Source organism: Marinimicrobium agarilyticum DSM 16975 (genome assembly GCF_000423345.1).
GTDB classification, from domain to species: Bacteria; Pseudomonadota; Gammaproteobacteria; order Pseudomonadales; family Cellvibrionaceae; genus Marinimicrobium; species Marinimicrobium agarilyticum.
In genome coordinates this window covers 45,828-63,397 of the sequence record NZ_AUHU01000011.1, presented here as the reverse complement: position 1 = coordinate 63,397, position 17,570 = coordinate 45,828, and the positions used below count along the sequence as shown (strand labels likewise).

The following is a 17,570-nucleotide window of genomic DNA, read 5'->3' as shown; positions in this document are numbered from 1 at the left end:
CCCTATGAAAGCGATCCTTGTTTTTCTGGTGCTATTAAGCCCCCTGACCCTGGCGCAATCCATTGAACGTATCGACCCGCCGTTCTGGTGGGCGGGGATGGCCTCTGCGCGACTGCAACTGATGGTACACGGCGACCGCGTGGGAGAGCTCGATGTCACCGTGGACCATGCCGGCATTCGACTCGATACCGTGCACCGGGTAGACAGCCCCCACTACCTGTTTGTCGACCTGACGCTGTCCAACGACTTCGACGGCGGCACTGTTCCCTTAACATTCACCGATGGCGACAACCGGACTTTTGTGCACGATTACGCTTTTCGTACCCGACGAAAAGGGTCTGCCGAACGCAGAGGGTTTGACACCACTGATGCCATTTACCTGATTACCCCCGACCGCTTCGCCAACGGCAACCCGGGCAATGATTCGGTACCGGGCATGCTTGAAAAAGTCGACCGAAGCCGTTCAGTCGGCCGACATGGCGGTGACCTCGCAGGCATGACGGAACACCTGAAGTACATCGCCGACATGGGTTTCACCGCCATATGGCCAACTCCCATGTTGGAAAATAATCAGGCGGAATACTCTTATCACGGCTACTCCATTACCGACCACTATCGGATCGATCCCCGTTTCGGACGCAATGCCGACTACCGACAACTGAGCCTGGAAGGCCAACGGGCTGGGGTGGGACTGATTCAGGATGTGATACTCAACCATATCGGCTCCAACCACTGGTGGATGGACGATCTACCCACGAACGACTGGCTGAACTACCAAGGCAATTTTGAGCCAACAACCCATTACCGCACCAGTGTGCAAGATCCTTATGCCACTGATATCGACCAGCGGGAATTTGAAGGCGGCTGGTTTGTCGAGTCCATGCCCGACCTGAACCAGCGCAATCCTCTGGTAGCCAACTACCTGATCCAGAACACCCTATGGTGGATCGAGTACGCCGATCTCTACGGTATCCGCACCGATACCTATTCTTATTCGGATAAAGACTTCCTGAGCGACTGGACCCGGCGCATCATGGAAGAGTACCCGAATTTCAACATTGTGGGCGAAGAGTGGAGCACCAACCCGAACGTCGTCTCCTATTGGCAACGGGGGAAGGACAATCGCGACGGCTACGTTTCCTATCTGCCGAGCGTGATGGATTTTCCTCTCTATGACAGTTTACGCACGGCCTTGACCGAAGAGGAAGCCTGGAACCGGGGGTTTATCCGGGTGTACGAATCCCTCGCGGATGACAACCTCTATCCGGACCCGATGAGCCTGGTAATTTTCGCCGAGAACCACGATACCAGTCGACTTTACAGCCTCTTTGATGAAGACCTCGACCGGTTCAATATTGCCATGAGTCTGCTCGCCACCATGCGGGGCATACCGCAGTTTTTCTACGGCTCCGAGCTGCTGGCCACCAGCCCCAAGACCCGTGACGATGGTGCCGTTCGCAGTGACTTCCCCGGTGGCTGGCCAGGGGACACACGCAACGGTTTTACCGGAAAAGGGCTGAGTGAACCTCAGCGCCAAGCGCAATCCTATCTGCAGACGCTGTTGCAGTGGCGACAAACCAGCGATGCGGTCCATAACGGCAAGCTTCTGCACTATGCTCCCCACCACGGGGTTTACGTCTACCTTCGCTACACAAAAGAGGAACGCGTTCTGGTAGCGATCAATCACAGCGATCAGAAACAGCACCTGTCCACCGATCGCTACTCACAAGCCCTGTCCAATGCAGTCACCGCGACCGACGTTATTCGAAAAGTCAGTCAGTCGGTCGAGGATGGGCTGGCGCTGGAGCCCATGTCCGCTCACATTTTTGAGCTGAAGCACTGAACAGGGAGAGAACCTGACCAACAGCTCCGGCTTGCATACGTATTCATGAGTTCTTCCTGCCTGCATACGTATGCAAGCTATTGAGACATCACCCGCCGCGTTCTAGCATCAATGAACGGTTCAGTATTTCGGACACTCTCGACTGACCAGCGGGCGTTTCCTTTAACCGTTTTATTCCACTCTCTCATTGCTTTGTGTTGGGAAACTTTGGCGCAGTCAACTGCGCCTTTTTTTTACCCACAGAGGCTGCCCGAGACGTGCCGGGCCCCAATAATCATAAACAAGCTTGGAGAACTAATAATGAATACTCGATATAACCGATCCGCGCCACGTTGGCTCGCGGCCGGAGTGCTGGCCCTCAGTGCTCTCGCACCGACGACCCTATGGGCTGACCACACCCCCGACCCCACCGCCGTTTCAATTCCCGGAGATCTGCAAACCGCCCTCGGCTGCTCGGCAAACTGGGCACCGGACTGCGCCGAATCGCAGCTGACCGGCGCGGATGATGGGGTGTGGCGAGGAACCTTTGCCCTCCCCGCTGGCGACTACGAATACAAAGTCGCCCTCAATAACGGTTGGGATGAGAACTACGGGGCGGGCGCCGAACCCAACGGCGGTAATGTCGCCCTGAGCCTGGAGAACGACGCCTCGGTGCGTTTTTACTACAGCCACGCCAGCCACTGGGTGGCCGATAGTAAGAACCATGTGATCGCGGCAGCCGTGGGGGATTTTCAAACCGCACTGGGATGCCCCACCAACTGGGCGCCGGATTGCCTGCGGGCCTGGGTGCAGGACCCGAACCATACCGGCATCTATCAATTCACAACGACTGCAATCCCACCCGGTGATTACCAGGCCAAGATTGCGCTCAACGAATCCTGGGATGTCAGTTACGGCAATGGCAACGGCGGCAACGTCGCCTTTTCCGTGAGTGAAGCCGGAGAGGCGGTCACCTTCACCTATAACAGTCTGGACAACAGTGTGATTGTAGGTGACGTGGTCTCGACCGGTGACCTCACCAGCGCCAAGGCCTACTGGCTCGATCAGGAAACCATCGCCTGGGCTGTGCCGGCCGACGCCGAGATCCAGTTACACTACGACGCTGACGCCGCGCTGAGCAGCGGCACGGACGGCGTCACCGGAGGGGAAAGCCTGACACTGACCCATGATCCGGCTGGCATGAGCGAGGTATTGGCCGCTCAATTTCCGCATCTGGCCGATTATCCGGTGTTCAAACTCCAGCCCGCGGACGTGGCACAAGTTCCTGCCATCCTGAAGCAACAAATTGCGGTTTCCGCCAGCAACGGGGACGGTAGCCTGATCGATGCCACCGGCGTTCAGATTCCCGGTGTGCTGGATGACCTATACGCCTACGAGGGCTCCCTCGGACCGGTATACAGCGACGGCGTTCCCTCCGTTCATCTCTGGGCACCCACGGCGCAGTCGGTGACCTTTTTGCTATACGCCGACGGCCAGACCGACACCGCCACCGAACTGCCCATGACATTCGATCCGGACACCGGGGTCTGGAGTGTTACCGGCACCGCTGACTGGGACCGGCAGTACTATCGTTTCAACGTCGATGTGTATGTGCCCAACACTCAAAATATTGAAAGCAACCTGGTCACCGACCCCTACACCCTCGGCGCCAATACCGACGGGACCCGCAGTCAACTGGTCAACCTCAAGGATGCCGACCTGAAACCCGAGGGCTGGGATGAACTGGAAAAACCCGCACCGGCCGCCCCGGAAGACATGGTGGTGTATGAGTTGCACATGCGCGATTTCAGCGTGAACGACCCGGAGGTTCCTTCTGAGTGGCGCGGCACGTTTAAAGCCTTTACGGTTGAGGACAGCCTGGGCATGACCCACCTCAAGAAGTTGCAAGCAGCGGGATTAAGCCACGTGCACCTGCTCCCCGCGTTTGACTGTGCCACCATTCCGGAAGACCCGGCCGATCGCTCGCAGCTGGAACAGGACCTGTCGGTCTATGAGCCCAACGGCACCGAACAGCAGGCCGCCATTGAGGCCATTCGGGCGACCGACGCCTTCAACTGGTGCTATGACCCTCACCACTACACGGTACCGGAAGGCAGCTATGCCACCAGCGCCGAAGGCGTGGCCCGCATTCTGGAGTTCCGGGAAATGGTGCAGGCTCTGAGTAATGCCGGTCTGCGGGTCGTGATGGACGTGGTGTACAACCACACCAGTCAGGCGCTGCTCGGCGACAAGGCGGTGCTCGACAAAGTCGTACCCGGTTACTACCACCGTCTGAATGCCAGTGGCGAGATCGAGCGCAGCACCTGCTGTGAAAACACCGCCACCGAGCATGCCATGATGGAAAAACTCATGGTGGATTCACTCACAACCTGGGCGGCAATGTACAAGGTGGACGGCTTCCGTTTTGATTTGATGGGTCATCACAGCAAAGCCAACATGCTGGCCGTACAGGAGCAACTGGCGTCGCTGACCGAAGAAGCCAACGGGGTGAACGGCGACAGCATTTACCTCTACGGCGAGGGCTGGAACTTCGGCGAAGTGGCCGACGATGCCCGCTTCGAACAAGCCACCCAGTTGAACATGGCCGGCACCGGCATCGGCACCTTTAACGACCGCTTTCGTGACGCGGTCCGCGGCGGCAGCCCTTTTGATACCGGCATCGCCCACGTTCAGAACCAGGGCTTTATCAACGGCCTCTACTACGACCCCAACGCGGAAAACAACGCAAGCACAGCGGACCTGGAATGGCTCCTCACCAGCACCGATCGCATCCGCATCGGCCTGACGGGCAACCTGAAGGACTTTACCTTTGTGGACTGGCAGGGCACCGAGGTGACCGGCGACTACGGCGCCCAGGTGGGCTACACCAGTGACCCTCAGGAAACCATCAACTACATCGCCGCCCACGACAACGAAACCCTGTTCGATATCAACCAGTATAAAATTCCACTGGATCGGGATCTCGAGACTCGCGTTCGGGTACAGAACCTGGGTAACAGCCTGATTCTGCTCTCCCAGGGGATTCCGTTTATGCACGCCGGGCAGGAAATGCTGCGCTCCAAATCCATGGATCGCGACAGCTACGATTCCGGTGACTGGTTCAACCTGCTCGACTACAGCTACACCGACAATGGCTGGGGTCGCGGTCTGCCACCGGCTCACTCCACCGAGGCCAGTTGGGATCAGATCAGCCCGCGTCTGGCGGACGACACCCTCGCCGTGGGCAGCGATCAGATCAAGCAGGCCTTCGCCCACACCCGTGAAATGTTGGCCATTCGCAAGAGCTCCAAATTGTTCCGCCTGGAGACGGGCGCTGACGTCATGGCGCACCTGAGCTTTGAGAACACCGGCGCCGAGCAGAAGCCCGCGTTGATCGCCATGAAAATCACCGACGGCGAAGCGGACTGGGACCCGGAACGGGAAATGGTCATGGTATTGTTCAACGCCCACACCGAGGCACAAACACTGGCCAAGGCGGACTGGGAAGGCATGACATTTGAACTGCATCCGGTACAGCAAGCGTCGGCGGATACACGCCTTCAGGACGCTGCGTTCGAAGCGGAGAGTGGCACCTTTACGGTTCCGGCCCGAACTACCGCTGTTTTTCAAGTCACGCAAGCGCCTGACGAGGATGGCTCTGACGGAGATGGAAGCGGCGACAACGACGACGGAAATGGCGATGATGATCAGGATCGGCCCGAACTGCCCGACAGCGGTAGCGGTAGCGTTAATCTGTTGATTCTACTGGTTATGGCTGCGCTGTCGCTTCGCTTTCGTCAGCGCCGCTAACTCAAAAAAATACCTGCCATAAAAAAACCGGGGGCCCATGGGCCCCCGGTTTTTTTATGGCTTTAACAGCGAGTTGATCAGTTACAAACGCTGCCAGTGACTTCCGGCACGTCTGCGGCGCCTGAGCCCTGGAAACCAAACTCTACAGACTCGCCCGGCTGAATGGTGCCGTTCCAGCCCATATCACTGGCGGTGTAGGGGCCGGAGCCCGATACTTCCGCGTTCCAGCTGTTGGTCACCTGAGTGCTGCCACTGTAATCCCAGGAAACGTTCCAGCCATCGATCGCGCTGGAACCGTCATTGGTAATCACAATAGCGGCGGTGAAACCACCGTTCCATTGATTCTGGATAACATACTCGCAGTTGCCACCGGTCGGGGCGCTGGAGGATGCAACAGAGCTGGCTACGCTGGAGGCGACCGAGCTGCTCTGAGAAGAGCTGCTGTCACCGCCACCGATGATGCCGTAAGGGTCCGGCTGTCCGCTGCAAGTGGTTGCGCCGACGCAGCTCTGCCCATTCTCATAACCCCAGCCGGAGTCCTGACCGTCACACAGCGGAGTGGTCGTTCCGTACCAGTTGCACTGCTGACCGGTGGTCGGCTCGGAGCTTGAAGAAGAGGAGCTGGAGTCGTCCTGCGTTTCGATCTGCAGATAAGCGCCCGTGTAGTTGGACGGCACCTGTGCAAACACCCGATTCTCGGTTGCACTGTTCACCGCTTCAACATCACCATTGTCATTGAGCACGCCTACGCGAACGTCGGTATTCTCGCTGTTGACCTCGTTGGCGAGCGCATAAGACCAGGCGCTGGCCGTCGTGGTATCGCTGGAGATAACGAGGGGATTGGTAGGCAGGTACACGTCCTCACCATCGTTGGTCACCAACCGCAACTGCACTTCGTCACCCTCGGACAGGTTTTGTGCCTCATTGGTGAGAGGACCGATGGCTTCCCAGCTGGTGCCAGTAGCCGGTATGTGAGTAAAGATGTAATCGGCACTGTCACTGCCATCACTATTGCTCACTTGCAGACGAACGGTTACGTCATTCTCGACATCAGTCTCCGCCAGAGTCAACGTCGTGCTCACACCATCGGTGCCACTCAGGCTATAGGTGGCATCGTCACCGGGTTCAACACTCCAGTTATAGCTGAGATTGCTGCCCTGAGAGTTAGAGGCGCTCAGCTCAATCGTACCCGCACCAGCAAACACGCTGTTGCCCGGGTTGGCATTGATGCTGGCCACCACCGGATCCGGTCCGCCATTGCCACCGCCGAACTCAACGTCCACGCAGCTGTGGAAGCGCTCATAGGTAAAGTAGTTCCGGCCCCATTCGGCGTAGATCACGTGACGACCTTCGCGCTCGGGTACCGTACAGGTGGTGTGGAAAAGCGATTCGCCTTTCTCCGGAACGATGTTTGGTGTGGCACTGGGGTTGCTGTCGTCGTAACCGGTCAGGTCACAAAACGGTTCGCTTTCGAAATCATCCCAGCTCAGGGGCTCACCAACCTGATAGTCAAAGCCCGGCTTGGTAATGTAATAAACAAACTCTTCAGTATCGCCGAAGTGCGGCCCCCAGGAGATATCCCAAGTGAAGGTTTGCTCGCCCGCACTGATCTGGTTGGTGGGCCAGTCGATGGGTTTGTCCCAGGGGGTAGCGCCACCATCCCAGGTTTCACTGTCAAAACCACAGACGTTGTCGGGCAGTGGCGTTACACCTTTTCGACCCACATCGTGCGTGAGAATGCTCATGAACTGGTAGCCGCTGGTAAAATCATTTTCAAACGCCTCGGCGCAGGCGCTACCGGGTTCTGCTGTATCCGGCTTGGTAATCGCGCCACAAAACCAGGCGCGCGAAGCCGGCTCGGATACCAGCCCGTGCCCCACCGCACTGGCCGATAATGCTAAAGCCATTGAACCGAATAACACATTTTGATACCGCATAGATTATCCCTCTTATTGTCGTTGAGCGAATTCGCTCGTTCATAAAATACGCACGCTGCCGTTCACCCGTTTCATTGCTCGGGTACCGACAACCGACGCGTATCGGACTTACCTGACGTCAGCGTGACTACGCCACTCCCAGGGCCTACGACTGACGCTGCTTCGGTCGCACTTACCGGCGCGACCGACTCCTTTAACAAACTGCTTGAAGCCAATCCATTGTTCTACAATCCATTGCTTCGAAGGGATGCTGAGTTTCGAAAAACGCTTATTGCGTTTTTGAATGTGACGTCGACGCCCTTATTTCGGCTATTATTGTAAATACCGCGTCCATCAAGCATCCGAAAAACTAGCACAGACCCTCTCACTTACCCATGGCTCTGTTAGACGGATTCTTCCTAACCGAAGCTCACTTATGGTCCTAATAAACATAACAGATTCAGGCAAAATTATGAGCCCGTGACCCTAAGTCAGGGGCTCACACATTTTTTTGTTTTCAGGACGCCTAGCTTCCAGATTTTGGCGCACAAAAAATATGAAACCGCCCACATCTCCGACAGAGAGTGACCGAATATTCGACATATCGACGTCAAATACCACAAAGCGATTTGAGGAGAGGGTTGAACAAATCGTGAGATGGCAATTTTAACGCCGTGCCAGCATCGTCGTTCATTTTGTAAAACGCGGATAGAAGTGGGGCGGGCAGTCCTCTACAATTCGACATTTACCAATTCGACATTCAGCGTCCCTAAGTTTTTTGGAGAACGTCCGCCCCTATGAGCCCGACCAATGACTGGCGTTCGTTATTGAAGGATGTGCGCCAATGCACACTCTGCTCCGAACACTTGCCGCTGGGCCCGCGCCCGGTGCTTCAGTTCAACCCCGCCGCCCGGATTCTGGTGGCGGCCCAGGCCCCCGGCAAACGCGTTCACGAAACCGGTTTACCCTTTAACGACCCCAGCGGCGACCGGCTGCGTGGCTGGTTGGGTATCGATCGCGACACCTTTTACGACCCCCAGCAACTGGCCATCATCCCCATGGGCTTCTGCTACCCCGGCACCGGCCGCTCGGGGGACATGCCGCCGCGGCCCGAATGCGCCCAGACCTGGCACCATCACCTGCTGGAAAGGCTCCCAAATCTGGAGCTGACTCTAGTAATCGGCCAGTACGCCCATGCCTACCACCTGGGGAAAAGCCGGGAAACCCTGACCCAACGGGTCGCCCACTGGCGGGACTACTGGCCCCAGAAGCTGCCCATGCCTCACCCCAGCCCCCGTAACAACCTGTGGCTGCGGCGCAATCCCTGGTTCGAGGCGGAAATCATTCCCATGCTCAGAAGCCGCGTGTCCGATATACTGGGACGCGAGTAAGACCGATGAGAGATGGAAATTGGCGCTGAATTACCTTAGCCTTGAACATCTGACCGTCTCCGGACTCTAACACCGCTGCTACGACCATCGTGAGGGTAACCATGTCCGATCTGAACCTTGTCAAACGCTGGACTACGCTCCTGATCGCGCTGCTGCTGATCAGTCCCTGGAGCATGGCGGAGGAAGAAAAGGGAAAAAGCACCGACCCGGAGGTCGAGATCATCAAAAGCCGCTCCTTCGCCGTTCAGGGAACGCCGAAATATCAGCCCGACTTCAAACACTTTGACTACGTGAACCCAAACGCCCCCAAGGGCGGAGAGCTGCGGCTCTCCTCGGTCGGTACGTTTGACAATTTCAACCGCTATGCCATGCGGGGCAACCCCGTTGTCAGAAGCGACGAGCTGTACGACACCCTGATGGTTCCCAGTCTGGATGAGATCGACGTTCATTATCCCCTCATTGCTGAATCTCTGGAGTACCCGGAAAACTTCGCCTGGGTCATCTTCCACATTGATCCTCGCGCTCAAGACCACTCCGGGAATGCCATTACGGCAGAAGATGTCGCTTTCAGCTTCAACAAGTTCATGACCCAAGGTGTACCGCAATTCCGTTCATACTTCAAAAATGTGGAAAAAGCGGAAGTGCTCGATAAACAACGAGTAAAGTTTCATTTGAAAGAACCCAATCGCGACGACATCGCCAGCCTGATCAGCCTCACGGTCTTCCCTAAACACTACTGGGAAGAGCGCAGCCTGGAAGATCCGCTGAGCGAACCTCCGGTCGCCACAGGCCCCTATAAAATAGCAAGCTACAAGATGGGCCAGTCTGTCACCTATGAGCGGGTAAAAGATTATTGGGCCAAGGATATCCCCAGCCGAAAGGGCACCATGAATTTCGACACTATCCGGTATGACTACTACCGCGATACCACCGTGTCTCTAGAGGCTTTCAAGGCGGGGGAATACGACTTCCGGCAAGAAGGCGTCGCCAAACACTGGGCGGAAGATTACGACATCGACGCCGTCAAGCGCGGCGACATAGTGAAAGAAGAGCTGGCTCACAGTGAACCGCAGGCTATGAAGGCCTTCGTGTTCAACACGCAACATGAGTTGTTTAAGGACCGGCGAGTCCGTCAGGCGCTCAACTACGCACTTGACTTCCAATGGTTGAACCAGAACCTTTTTTACAACCAGTACGAGCGGACCGTCAGCTACTTTCAAAACACCCCTTACATGGCGAAAGGCAAGCCATCAGAAAGGGAGAAAGACATTCTGACCCCCTTCAAGGAATCAATTCCCGAAGAGGTGTTTGGAGAGGTATGGCGACCCAACGTCACCGACGGTAGCGGCAACATTCGTACCGCCCTACGCAAAGCTATGGCGCTTTTGAAAGAAGCAGGCTGGGAACTTAAAGACGGGAAAATGGTGCATGGTGAAACTGGCAAACCGTTTTCCTTCGAGCTCATTTATTACAGCCCGACCACTGAGCGGTATGCCTTGCCCTTCAAGCGCAACCTGGAGCGTTTGGGCATTGAGGTCAACTTGCGCCAGTTGGACTCTTCTCAATTTTTGAGCCGCATGCGCGACCAGGATTACGCCATGATTGACCGGGGCTTCCAGGCAAGTCCTTATCCCTCTAGTACGCTGCCCATCGTGTGGCACTCGGACTATATGGATTCCAGCTACAATCAGGCGGCCGTGAATGATCCCGTAGTCGATGCGCTCATGGAGGCAATCGTGGAGCACCAGCAGGACCCGGAAGCTCTGTTGGCCCATGGCCGGGCATTCGATCGGCTGGCTCTGTGGAATTTTTATGTTATTCCGCATTGGCACTCCGGCGAATACCGGGTCGCGTACTGGAATCAGTTTTCCCGCCCAGAGCAGCGCCCCAAGTATGACCTTGGCCTGGAAACCTGGTGGTACGACGCTGAGAAAGCCAAGTCGGTCGAACGCTAAACACGGTTAAGACGCAGTAAGGAGTTTTCGTTGACCGCTTACCTGATCCGTCGATTGTTATTGCTGATCCCAACGCTGCTGGCCATCATCACGCTCAATTTTTTTATTGTCCAGGCGGCCCCTGGAGGGCCGGTTGAGCAAGCCTTGGCCCAGAGCATGGATATCCAGTCGGCCGACATGCAGCGCCTCGGTGCGGGCGAAGCGTCCGAAGTCGCCAACTCTGGAAACAGCCGTGGCTCCCGTGGACTGGACCCGGAAGTCATCGCTGAAATTGAGCGTCAGTTCGGTTTCGATAAGCCAATATGGGAGCGCTATCTGACGATGATTGGCAGCTACCTGCGATTCGACTTTGGGGATAGTCTCTTTCGCGCGCGTTCAGTCATCGACCTGATCATTGAACGACTCCCCGTCTCCATTTCTCTGGGGCTCTGGAGCACCCTGCTCATCTATACGATCTCAATCCCACTGGGCATCCGAAAGGCTGTTCGCCACCATTCTAGCTTTGACGTATGGACCAGTTGGGTGGTGGTAATTGGCAACGCGATTCCCAGCTTTCTGTTCGCCATCCTGCTGATCATCTTATTCGCGGGCGGGTCCTACTTTAACTGGTTTCCGTTGCGCGGCCTGGTGTCGCAGAACTTCGACGAGCTGCTTTGGTATCAGAAAATACTCGACTACTTCTGGCACATGGCGCTGCCGGTTCTGGCCATGACCATTGGCGGGTTCGCCAGCCTGACCATGCTGACCAAAAATTCGTTTCTGGACGAGATCAACAAGCAGTATGTGATGACGGCGAAAGCGAAAGGGGCGACCGAAAAGCGCGTGCTTTACAAGCACGTATTCCGCAATGCCATGCTGATTGTCATTGCCGGCTTTCCCGCGACCTTTATCAGTCTTTTTTTCGCCGGTTCGCTACTGATCGAAGTAATTTTCTCCCTGGATGGCCTCGGCCTGCTTGGGTTTGAGTCAACACTGCAGCGCGACTACCCGGTGATGTTTGGCACCCTGTACATATTCGGCCTGCTTGGTCTGTTGATCGGCATCATCAGCGACCTGGCGTATACCTGGGTCGACCCACGCATTGATTTTGAATCCCGGTAGGTTTCCGATTGGTCATGACGTTAAGCCCACTGAACCGAGAACGCTGGCATCGATTCCGCAATAACCGTCGCGGCTATTGGAGCCTGTGGCTTTTTCTGGGACTGTTCGCGGTGAGTCTCCTGTCGGACTTTATCGCCAACGAAAAGCCGCTACTTGTCAGTTACCAAGACTCGCTTTACTTCCCGCTCTGGAATGACTATACCGAGTTGGAGTTCGGGGGTGACTTTGCCGTGGCGGCGGATTATCGGGACCCGTATATTGCCGAGCTCATTCGGGACAATGGCTGGATGATCTGGCCTCCGATTCGTTTCAACTACCGCACGATCAATTACGACTTGCCGACCCCAGCACCCAGCCCTCCCACCACGGAAAATTGGCTGGGGACCGATGATCAGGGCCGGGACATATTGGCCCGACTGCTCTATGGTTTTCGAATCTCCGTGATTTTTGGTCTGGTTCTCACGGTATTGACCTCGATTATCGGTATCGCCGCAGGCGCGGTTCAGGGTTTTTACGGAGGCAAGATTGATCTGTTCGGGCAACGACTCCTGGAAGTCTGGTCCAGTGTGCCCACCTTGTTTGTGCTGATCATTCTCGCCAGCTTTGTTCCCCCGAGTTTCTGGGTTCTGCTGTTCATCCTGCTGCTATTCGGCTGGATGGCTCTGGTCGGTGTGGTGCGGGCCGAGTTCTTGCGCGCCCGCAACTTCGACTACGTGCTGGCGGCCCGAGCCCTGGGCGTCTCTGACCGGGCCCTGATGTTTCGCCACCTGCTCCCAAACGCCATGGTAGCCACGGTGACCTTTTTGCCGTTTATTATGGTGGGCTCCATTACCAGTCTGACCGCCCTGGATTTCCTCGGCTTCGGCCTGCCACCGGGCTCACCTTCACTCGGCGAAATGGTCAGCCAAGGGAAGAACAACCTGCACGCACCCTGGATTGGTATTTCCGTATTTATTGTGCTTTCACTGCTGTTGACGCTTCTGGTATTCGTGGGCGAAGCCGCCCGCGACGCGCTCGACCCGAACCGGACCCGCTAGTCATGACTGAATCGTTGCTGACCATCGACCGACTGTCCGTTCAGTTTCGCACGGGAGACAACTACAAAACCGTGGTCTCCGGAGTGGGCTTTTCGATCGACAAAGGAGAGATTCTGGCGCTGGTGGGAGAGAGCGGCTCCGGGAAGTCAGTGACCGCGCAGTCAATCCTTCGGCTGCTGCCTGAGCACAGCGTCCGCTACCCCGAGGGCGCGATCCACTTTCAGGGGAAGGACCTGCTTCAACTCCCCGAAAGCCAGCTGCGGCATGTGCGCGGCTCGAAGATAAGCATGATTTTCCAAGAGCCGATGACCAGCCTGAACCCGTTGCACTCCATTGAAAAGCAGCTAGCCGAGGCGGTGTTTCTGCACAAGGGTCTCCCCCGCAAAGAAGCCCGATCGACCGTATTGCACTGGTTGAATCGGGTAGGGCTGCGCGATGCGGAACGACGTCTGGACGCTTTACCCCATGAGCTCAGCGGAGGCGAGCGGCAACGGGTGATGATCGCCATGGCCCTGATCAACGAACCGGACCTTTTGATTGCCGACGAACCGACCACTGCTCTGGATGTGACCATTCAGGCACAGGTTCTGGAACTGATCGAGGACTTGCAGCGTGAATTGAATATGGCGGTGTTATTTATCACCCACGACCTGGCGGTTGTCCGCCGCCTCGCCGATCGGGTCGCCATCATGAAAGCGGGGGAGGTGGTGGAAACCGGCCATACCGAGGCCGTTTTTCAGTCTCCCGAACACGACTACACCCGACGACTGCTCGACGCCGAACCCGAAGGCAAGCCGGACCCGGTCCCCGAGGGTTCGCCGATGCTATTACAGGCCGAGCAGATGCGCATCTGGTTTCCTATGACTCGAGGCGTTTTCAAGCGCGTCTACGACCACGTCAAAGCCGTAGACGACATCACCCTGTCACTACGGCGGGGAGAAACCCTGGGCATTGTGGGCGAAAGCGGCTCCGGCAAAACCACTCTTTCACGGGCGCTATTGAGGCTGATTTCGAGCGAGGGCCATATCTGGTTGTCGGACGAAAACGAACGGTTCGACCTGAACACCCTCGACCACAAGGCCATGAGCCCATTGCGCCAAAAGCTGCAGATCATTTTTCAGGACCCCTACGGCAGTCTGAGCCCACGGATGTCGGTCAGCCAGATCATCGCCGAGGGGCTGCGGGTTCACACCAAGCTGGATGCCCGCGCTCTGGACCAGGCTGTGGTCGAAGCCATGGAAGCGGTGCAACTGGACCCGACCACCCGCCACCGCTACCCCGGCGAGTTTTCCGGCGGGCAGCGGCAGCGAATCGCCATCGCCCGGGCACTCATCCTGGACCCGATGCTGCTCATCCTGGACGAACCCACCTCGGCGCTGGACCGTTCCGTTCAGAAGGACATCATTGAGCTGTTGCGTCGCCTCCAGCGTGAGCGTCAGCTAAGCTATCTGTTCGTAAGCCATGACCTGAGTGTCGTCCGCGCCCTGAGCCACCGGGTGATGATCATGAAGGATGGCAAGGTAATCGAGTCGGGGGATGCTCAGGCGATTTTCGATCACCCGAATGAGGAGTACACTCGTCAGTTGATGGCGGCTATTCCCTCTTTGTCACGATAGGGAACGGCGAAGACCGCACGTCGTCCAATAGAGATACCCTGTATGCGGTTTTGGGAGGTTGCTATGGCGGACTTGGTTGAGAAGAAAATTCTGTGTCCTTACTGTTCTGAGCCCATTGGGCTTTTGATCGATACGTCGGTTTCAGAGCAGTCGTATGTGGAGGATTGTCAGGTCTGTTGTCAGCCCATTCTGTTGGATGTGGTCATCGATGAGACCGATGCGGTTGAGGTGTTTGCGCGGCAGGAGAATGAGTAGTTTGGTGGCCGTCGTCTCGTCTGGGTCGGCGTGGGGTTTGCCTTTGCAGGACACGCCGTAAATACATCCCTGTAGGCTCGAATCGCGGGTCCCCCGCTCCACGGTCCTGCAAAGGCAAACCCCACGCCGACCCTCGGTGCCAACCACTAACTGTTGGAGGGGAGTGGCGGATGCGCTGCGCTTATCCGCCCTACATCTAGCTGCGAGCCAATTCGATGGCACGGAGCGGACGGTAACGCGTAGGGTGGGTAAGGCGTTAGCCGCCACCCACCAATAGTATTTGTGGTTGGTATGTTGGGCCTACTTTTTTGGTAGGTGGCGCTTCGCTTACCTACCCTACGAGCTACATTAGCTGGAAAGATAGATTGGCACTGAGGCCCGAGCCGGGAAGCCCGCAGTGATTAAGAGTTCCTGGACTTAAACTGATCCATGATGCTGCCAATCATATCTACCGGGAGCGGGAAGACAATAGTGGAGTTTTTCTCACCGGCGATATCAATCAGCGTCTGCAAATAACGTAGTGTCATCGCATTCGGATTCTTCGACAACTCCTCCGCCGCCTCCGTCAGCTTAGCGGCCGCCTGAGACTCACCCTCCGCGTGAATCACCTTCGCGCGGCGAGAACGCTCCGCCTCCGCCTGGCGGGCAATCGCGCGGATCATACTCTCATCAATGTCCACATGCTTGATTTCGACATTGCTGACCTTGATGCCCCAACTGTCAGAACTTTGATCCAGAATCTCCTGAATATCCTGATTCAGCTTATCCCGCTCCGCCAGCATCTCATCCAACTCGTGCTTACCCAGCACCGAACGCAGCGTCGTCTGAGCGAGTTGGCTCACTGCCTCATAGTAATGCTCAACATTAATGATCGACTTCTGCGGGTCCACCACGCGGAAATACACCACCGCGTTCACCTTCACCGACACGTTATCCCGGCTGATCACATCCTGGCTGGGGACATCCATCACAATCGTCCGCAGGTCCACCTTCTCCATCGTCTGGATAAACGGAATGATGATGACCAGCCCGGGGCCTTTCACCGACTGAAAGCGGCCCAGAATAAACACCACGCCTCGTTCGTATTCGCGCAGGATGCGAATCGCATAGGCGAGCAGAAGCACAACAAACGTTGCCAGTATGCCAAAAAAATATTCAACCATCATCGGGAATACTCCCTCTTCAGTGATTCAAAACGGTTAGCGAGATACCACTTTTTCAACATCCGATTACGACTTTGGGCGAACCTTCAAGTGTAGCCCGTCCTGATCCACCACCTCGACCTGATCTCCCAGTGTCAAAGGTTGTTCACTGGTGACGTTCCAGAATTCCCCATCAATGCGTACCTTGCCCGAGTGTCCGGACACTTGGGCCAGCTCGGCTTCGCGGCCCACCATCGCGTGGGCCGCGTCCCGACGAGGCATCCGTAAACTTCGGCCCACCATGGTGACGATACCCAACACCGCGAGTGAACCAACCGCCGCGACGGCGCCCACAATTTCGTAGGACACTTCCATGCCCGGCACGTCGGTGTCCACCAGCATGATGGAGCCGAACACCAGCGCCACCACCCCGCCAATGCCCAGCACCCCGAAGCTGGGGATAAAAGCCTCAGCCAAAATCAGACAACCGCCCAGCACGATCAGCGCGAGGCCGGCGTAGTTCACCGGCAACACCTGGAGGGCGTAAAGCCCCAGCAATAAACAGATAACGCCCACAACCCCCGGTACCATGGCGCCGGGGTTGTAGCCTTCAAGGATCAGACCGTACACGCCAATCAGCAGGAGAATGGACGCCACTTGTGGGTTGGTGATGATGCTCAGCAGCTCGTTGCGCCAGTCCGGCGCGTAGCTGCGGATCGGCAGATCCGCCGTCGCCAGAGTGACCGGCCCGCGCTCAAGCTCGACTTCCCGTCCGTCCAATTGGGCCAACAGGTCCTCTCGGTTGTCCGCCACCACATCGATGACGTTCTGTTCCAGGGCGTCTGTAGCGGTCAGGCTGACTGCCTCGCGTACGGCCTTCTCGGCCCAGTCGGCATTGCGCCCGTAGCGTTCTGCCAGGCCCCGGATAAATGCCACAGCGTCGTTGATGACCTTGCGCTCCATGGCGGAGCCCGGCTGCGGCGTGGTCTCGCTGTCCTGGTTTTCGTCAGAGCCCGCGGCCGCTTCTTCGCCCCCGGTTTCCGAGGCTCCTTCCTCACGGCCGGGCTGTTGCGGCTCACCGCCCGGCGAAGGTAGCCCGCCCATCTGCACAGGAGTGGCGGCGCCAAGGCTGGTGGACGGTGTCATGGCGGCGACATGGCTGCCGTAGAGAATGTAGGTACCCGCACTGGCGGCTCGCGCGCCGGCGGGGTGCACATAGGTAATAACCGGTAGGGGTGAAGCCAGAAGGCCTTTGATGATATCGCGCGTGGCGGCGTCGAGGCCGCCCGGGGTGTCCATGCGGATCAGTACGGCGTGAGCGCCGTTTTCTTCAGCTTCCTCGATAGAGCGGAGCAGGTAATCCTTGGTGGCGGGGCCGATGGGTCCGTCGATCGTCAATTCAGCGACATGGGGCCCCTGTGGCACGGCTTCTTCCGAAGCCTGCGCCTGTAATAGGCCCGCCCAGACCAGTAACAACAGCCCAAGGCCGACCACCAACAGTCCATCGCCAAGTCGTCGCATAGAA

General features: G+C 57.1%; 11 protein-coding genes. 8 read left to right on the top strand and 3 right to left on the bottom strand.

Features of this window, described 5'->3' with window-relative positions; translation table 11 throughout:
* Positions 1-4: 4 nt before the first annotated feature.
* The gene (locus G547_RS0112180) at positions 5-1,843 is read left to right on the top strand and encodes a glycoside hydrolase family 13 protein (RefSeq protein WP_027330096.1); all 1,839 of its coding nucleotides are present in this window, start codon (positions 5-7) and stop codon (positions 1,841-1,843) included.
* 300 nt (positions 1,844-2,143) lie between these two features.
* Entirely contained in the window at positions 2,144-5,632 is a 3,489-nt protein-coding gene (pulA, locus tag G547_RS21270) for a pullulanase-type alpha-1,6-glucosidase (RefSeq protein ID WP_084645959.1), read from the top strand.
* Between the two features lie 77 nt (positions 5,633-5,709).
* Here the strand turns inward: pulA and G547_RS23095 are convergent, their stop codons facing one another.
* A complete protein-coding gene (locus G547_RS23095; protein WP_169449447.1) occupies positions 5,710-7,569 on the bottom strand; it encodes a lytic polysaccharide monooxygenase in 1,860 nt (619 codons plus the stop codon).
* A gap of 776 nt (positions 7,570-8,345) precedes the next feature.
* Here G547_RS23095 and G547_RS0112165 point away from each other — a divergent pair.
* The 6 genes from G547_RS0112165 (at position 8,346) to G547_RS0112140 (ending at position 14,903) form a co-directional block, all read left to right on the top strand.
* Positions 8,346-8,939 (top strand): uracil-DNA glycosylase family protein, encoded by a 594-nt coding sequence (locus G547_RS0112165; protein WP_027330095.1) that lies wholly within the window; start codon positions 8,346-8,348, stop codon positions 8,937-8,939.
* 101 nt (positions 8,940-9,040) lie between these two features.
* On the top strand, positions 9,041-10,894 hold the full coding sequence (locus G547_RS21255; protein WP_084645957.1) for an extracellular solute-binding protein: 1,854 nt from the start codon (positions 9,041-9,043) through the stop codon (positions 10,892-10,894).
* A gap of 30 nt (positions 10,895-10,924) precedes the next feature.
* The gene (locus G547_RS0112155; protein WP_027330094.1) at positions 10,925-11,995 is read left to right on the top strand and encodes a microcin C ABC transporter permease YejB; all 1,071 of its coding nucleotides are present in this window, start codon (positions 10,925-10,927) and stop codon (positions 11,993-11,995) included.
* 14 nt (positions 11,996-12,009) lie between these two features.
* Positions 12,010-13,032: an ABC transporter permease gene (locus tag G547_RS0112150; protein WP_027330093.1), complete on the top strand. Its 1,023-nt coding sequence runs from the start codon at positions 12,010-12,012 to the stop codon at positions 13,030-13,032.
* 2 nt (positions 13,033-13,034) lie between these two features.
* Positions 13,035-14,648: an ABC transporter ATP-binding protein gene (locus G547_RS0112145; RefSeq protein WP_027330092.1), complete on the top strand. Its 1,614-nt coding sequence runs from the start codon at positions 13,035-13,037 to the stop codon at positions 14,646-14,648.
* 63 nt (positions 14,649-14,711) lie between these two features.
* Positions 14,712-14,903, top strand: coding sequence for a CPXCG motif-containing cysteine-rich protein (locus tag G547_RS0112140; RefSeq protein WP_027330091.1), 192 nt, complete (start codon positions 14,712-14,714; stop codon positions 14,901-14,903).
* A gap of 401 nt (positions 14,904-15,304) precedes the next feature.
* On the opposite strand, the gene G547_RS0112135 is transcribed toward G547_RS0112140, so the two are convergent.
* On the bottom strand, positions 15,305-16,069 hold the full coding sequence (locus G547_RS0112135) for a slipin family protein (RefSeq protein ID WP_245573475.1): 765 nt from the start codon (positions 16,067-16,069) through the stop codon (positions 15,305-15,307).
* Between the two features lie 63 nt (positions 16,070-16,132).
* Positions 16,133-17,566 carry an NfeD family protein gene (locus G547_RS0112130; protein WP_036188366.1) on the bottom strand — a complete coding sequence of 478 codons (1,434 nt, stop codon included), beginning with the start codon at positions 17,564-17,566 and terminating at the stop codon, positions 16,133-16,135.
* Positions 17,567-17,570: the final 4 nt, after the last annotated feature.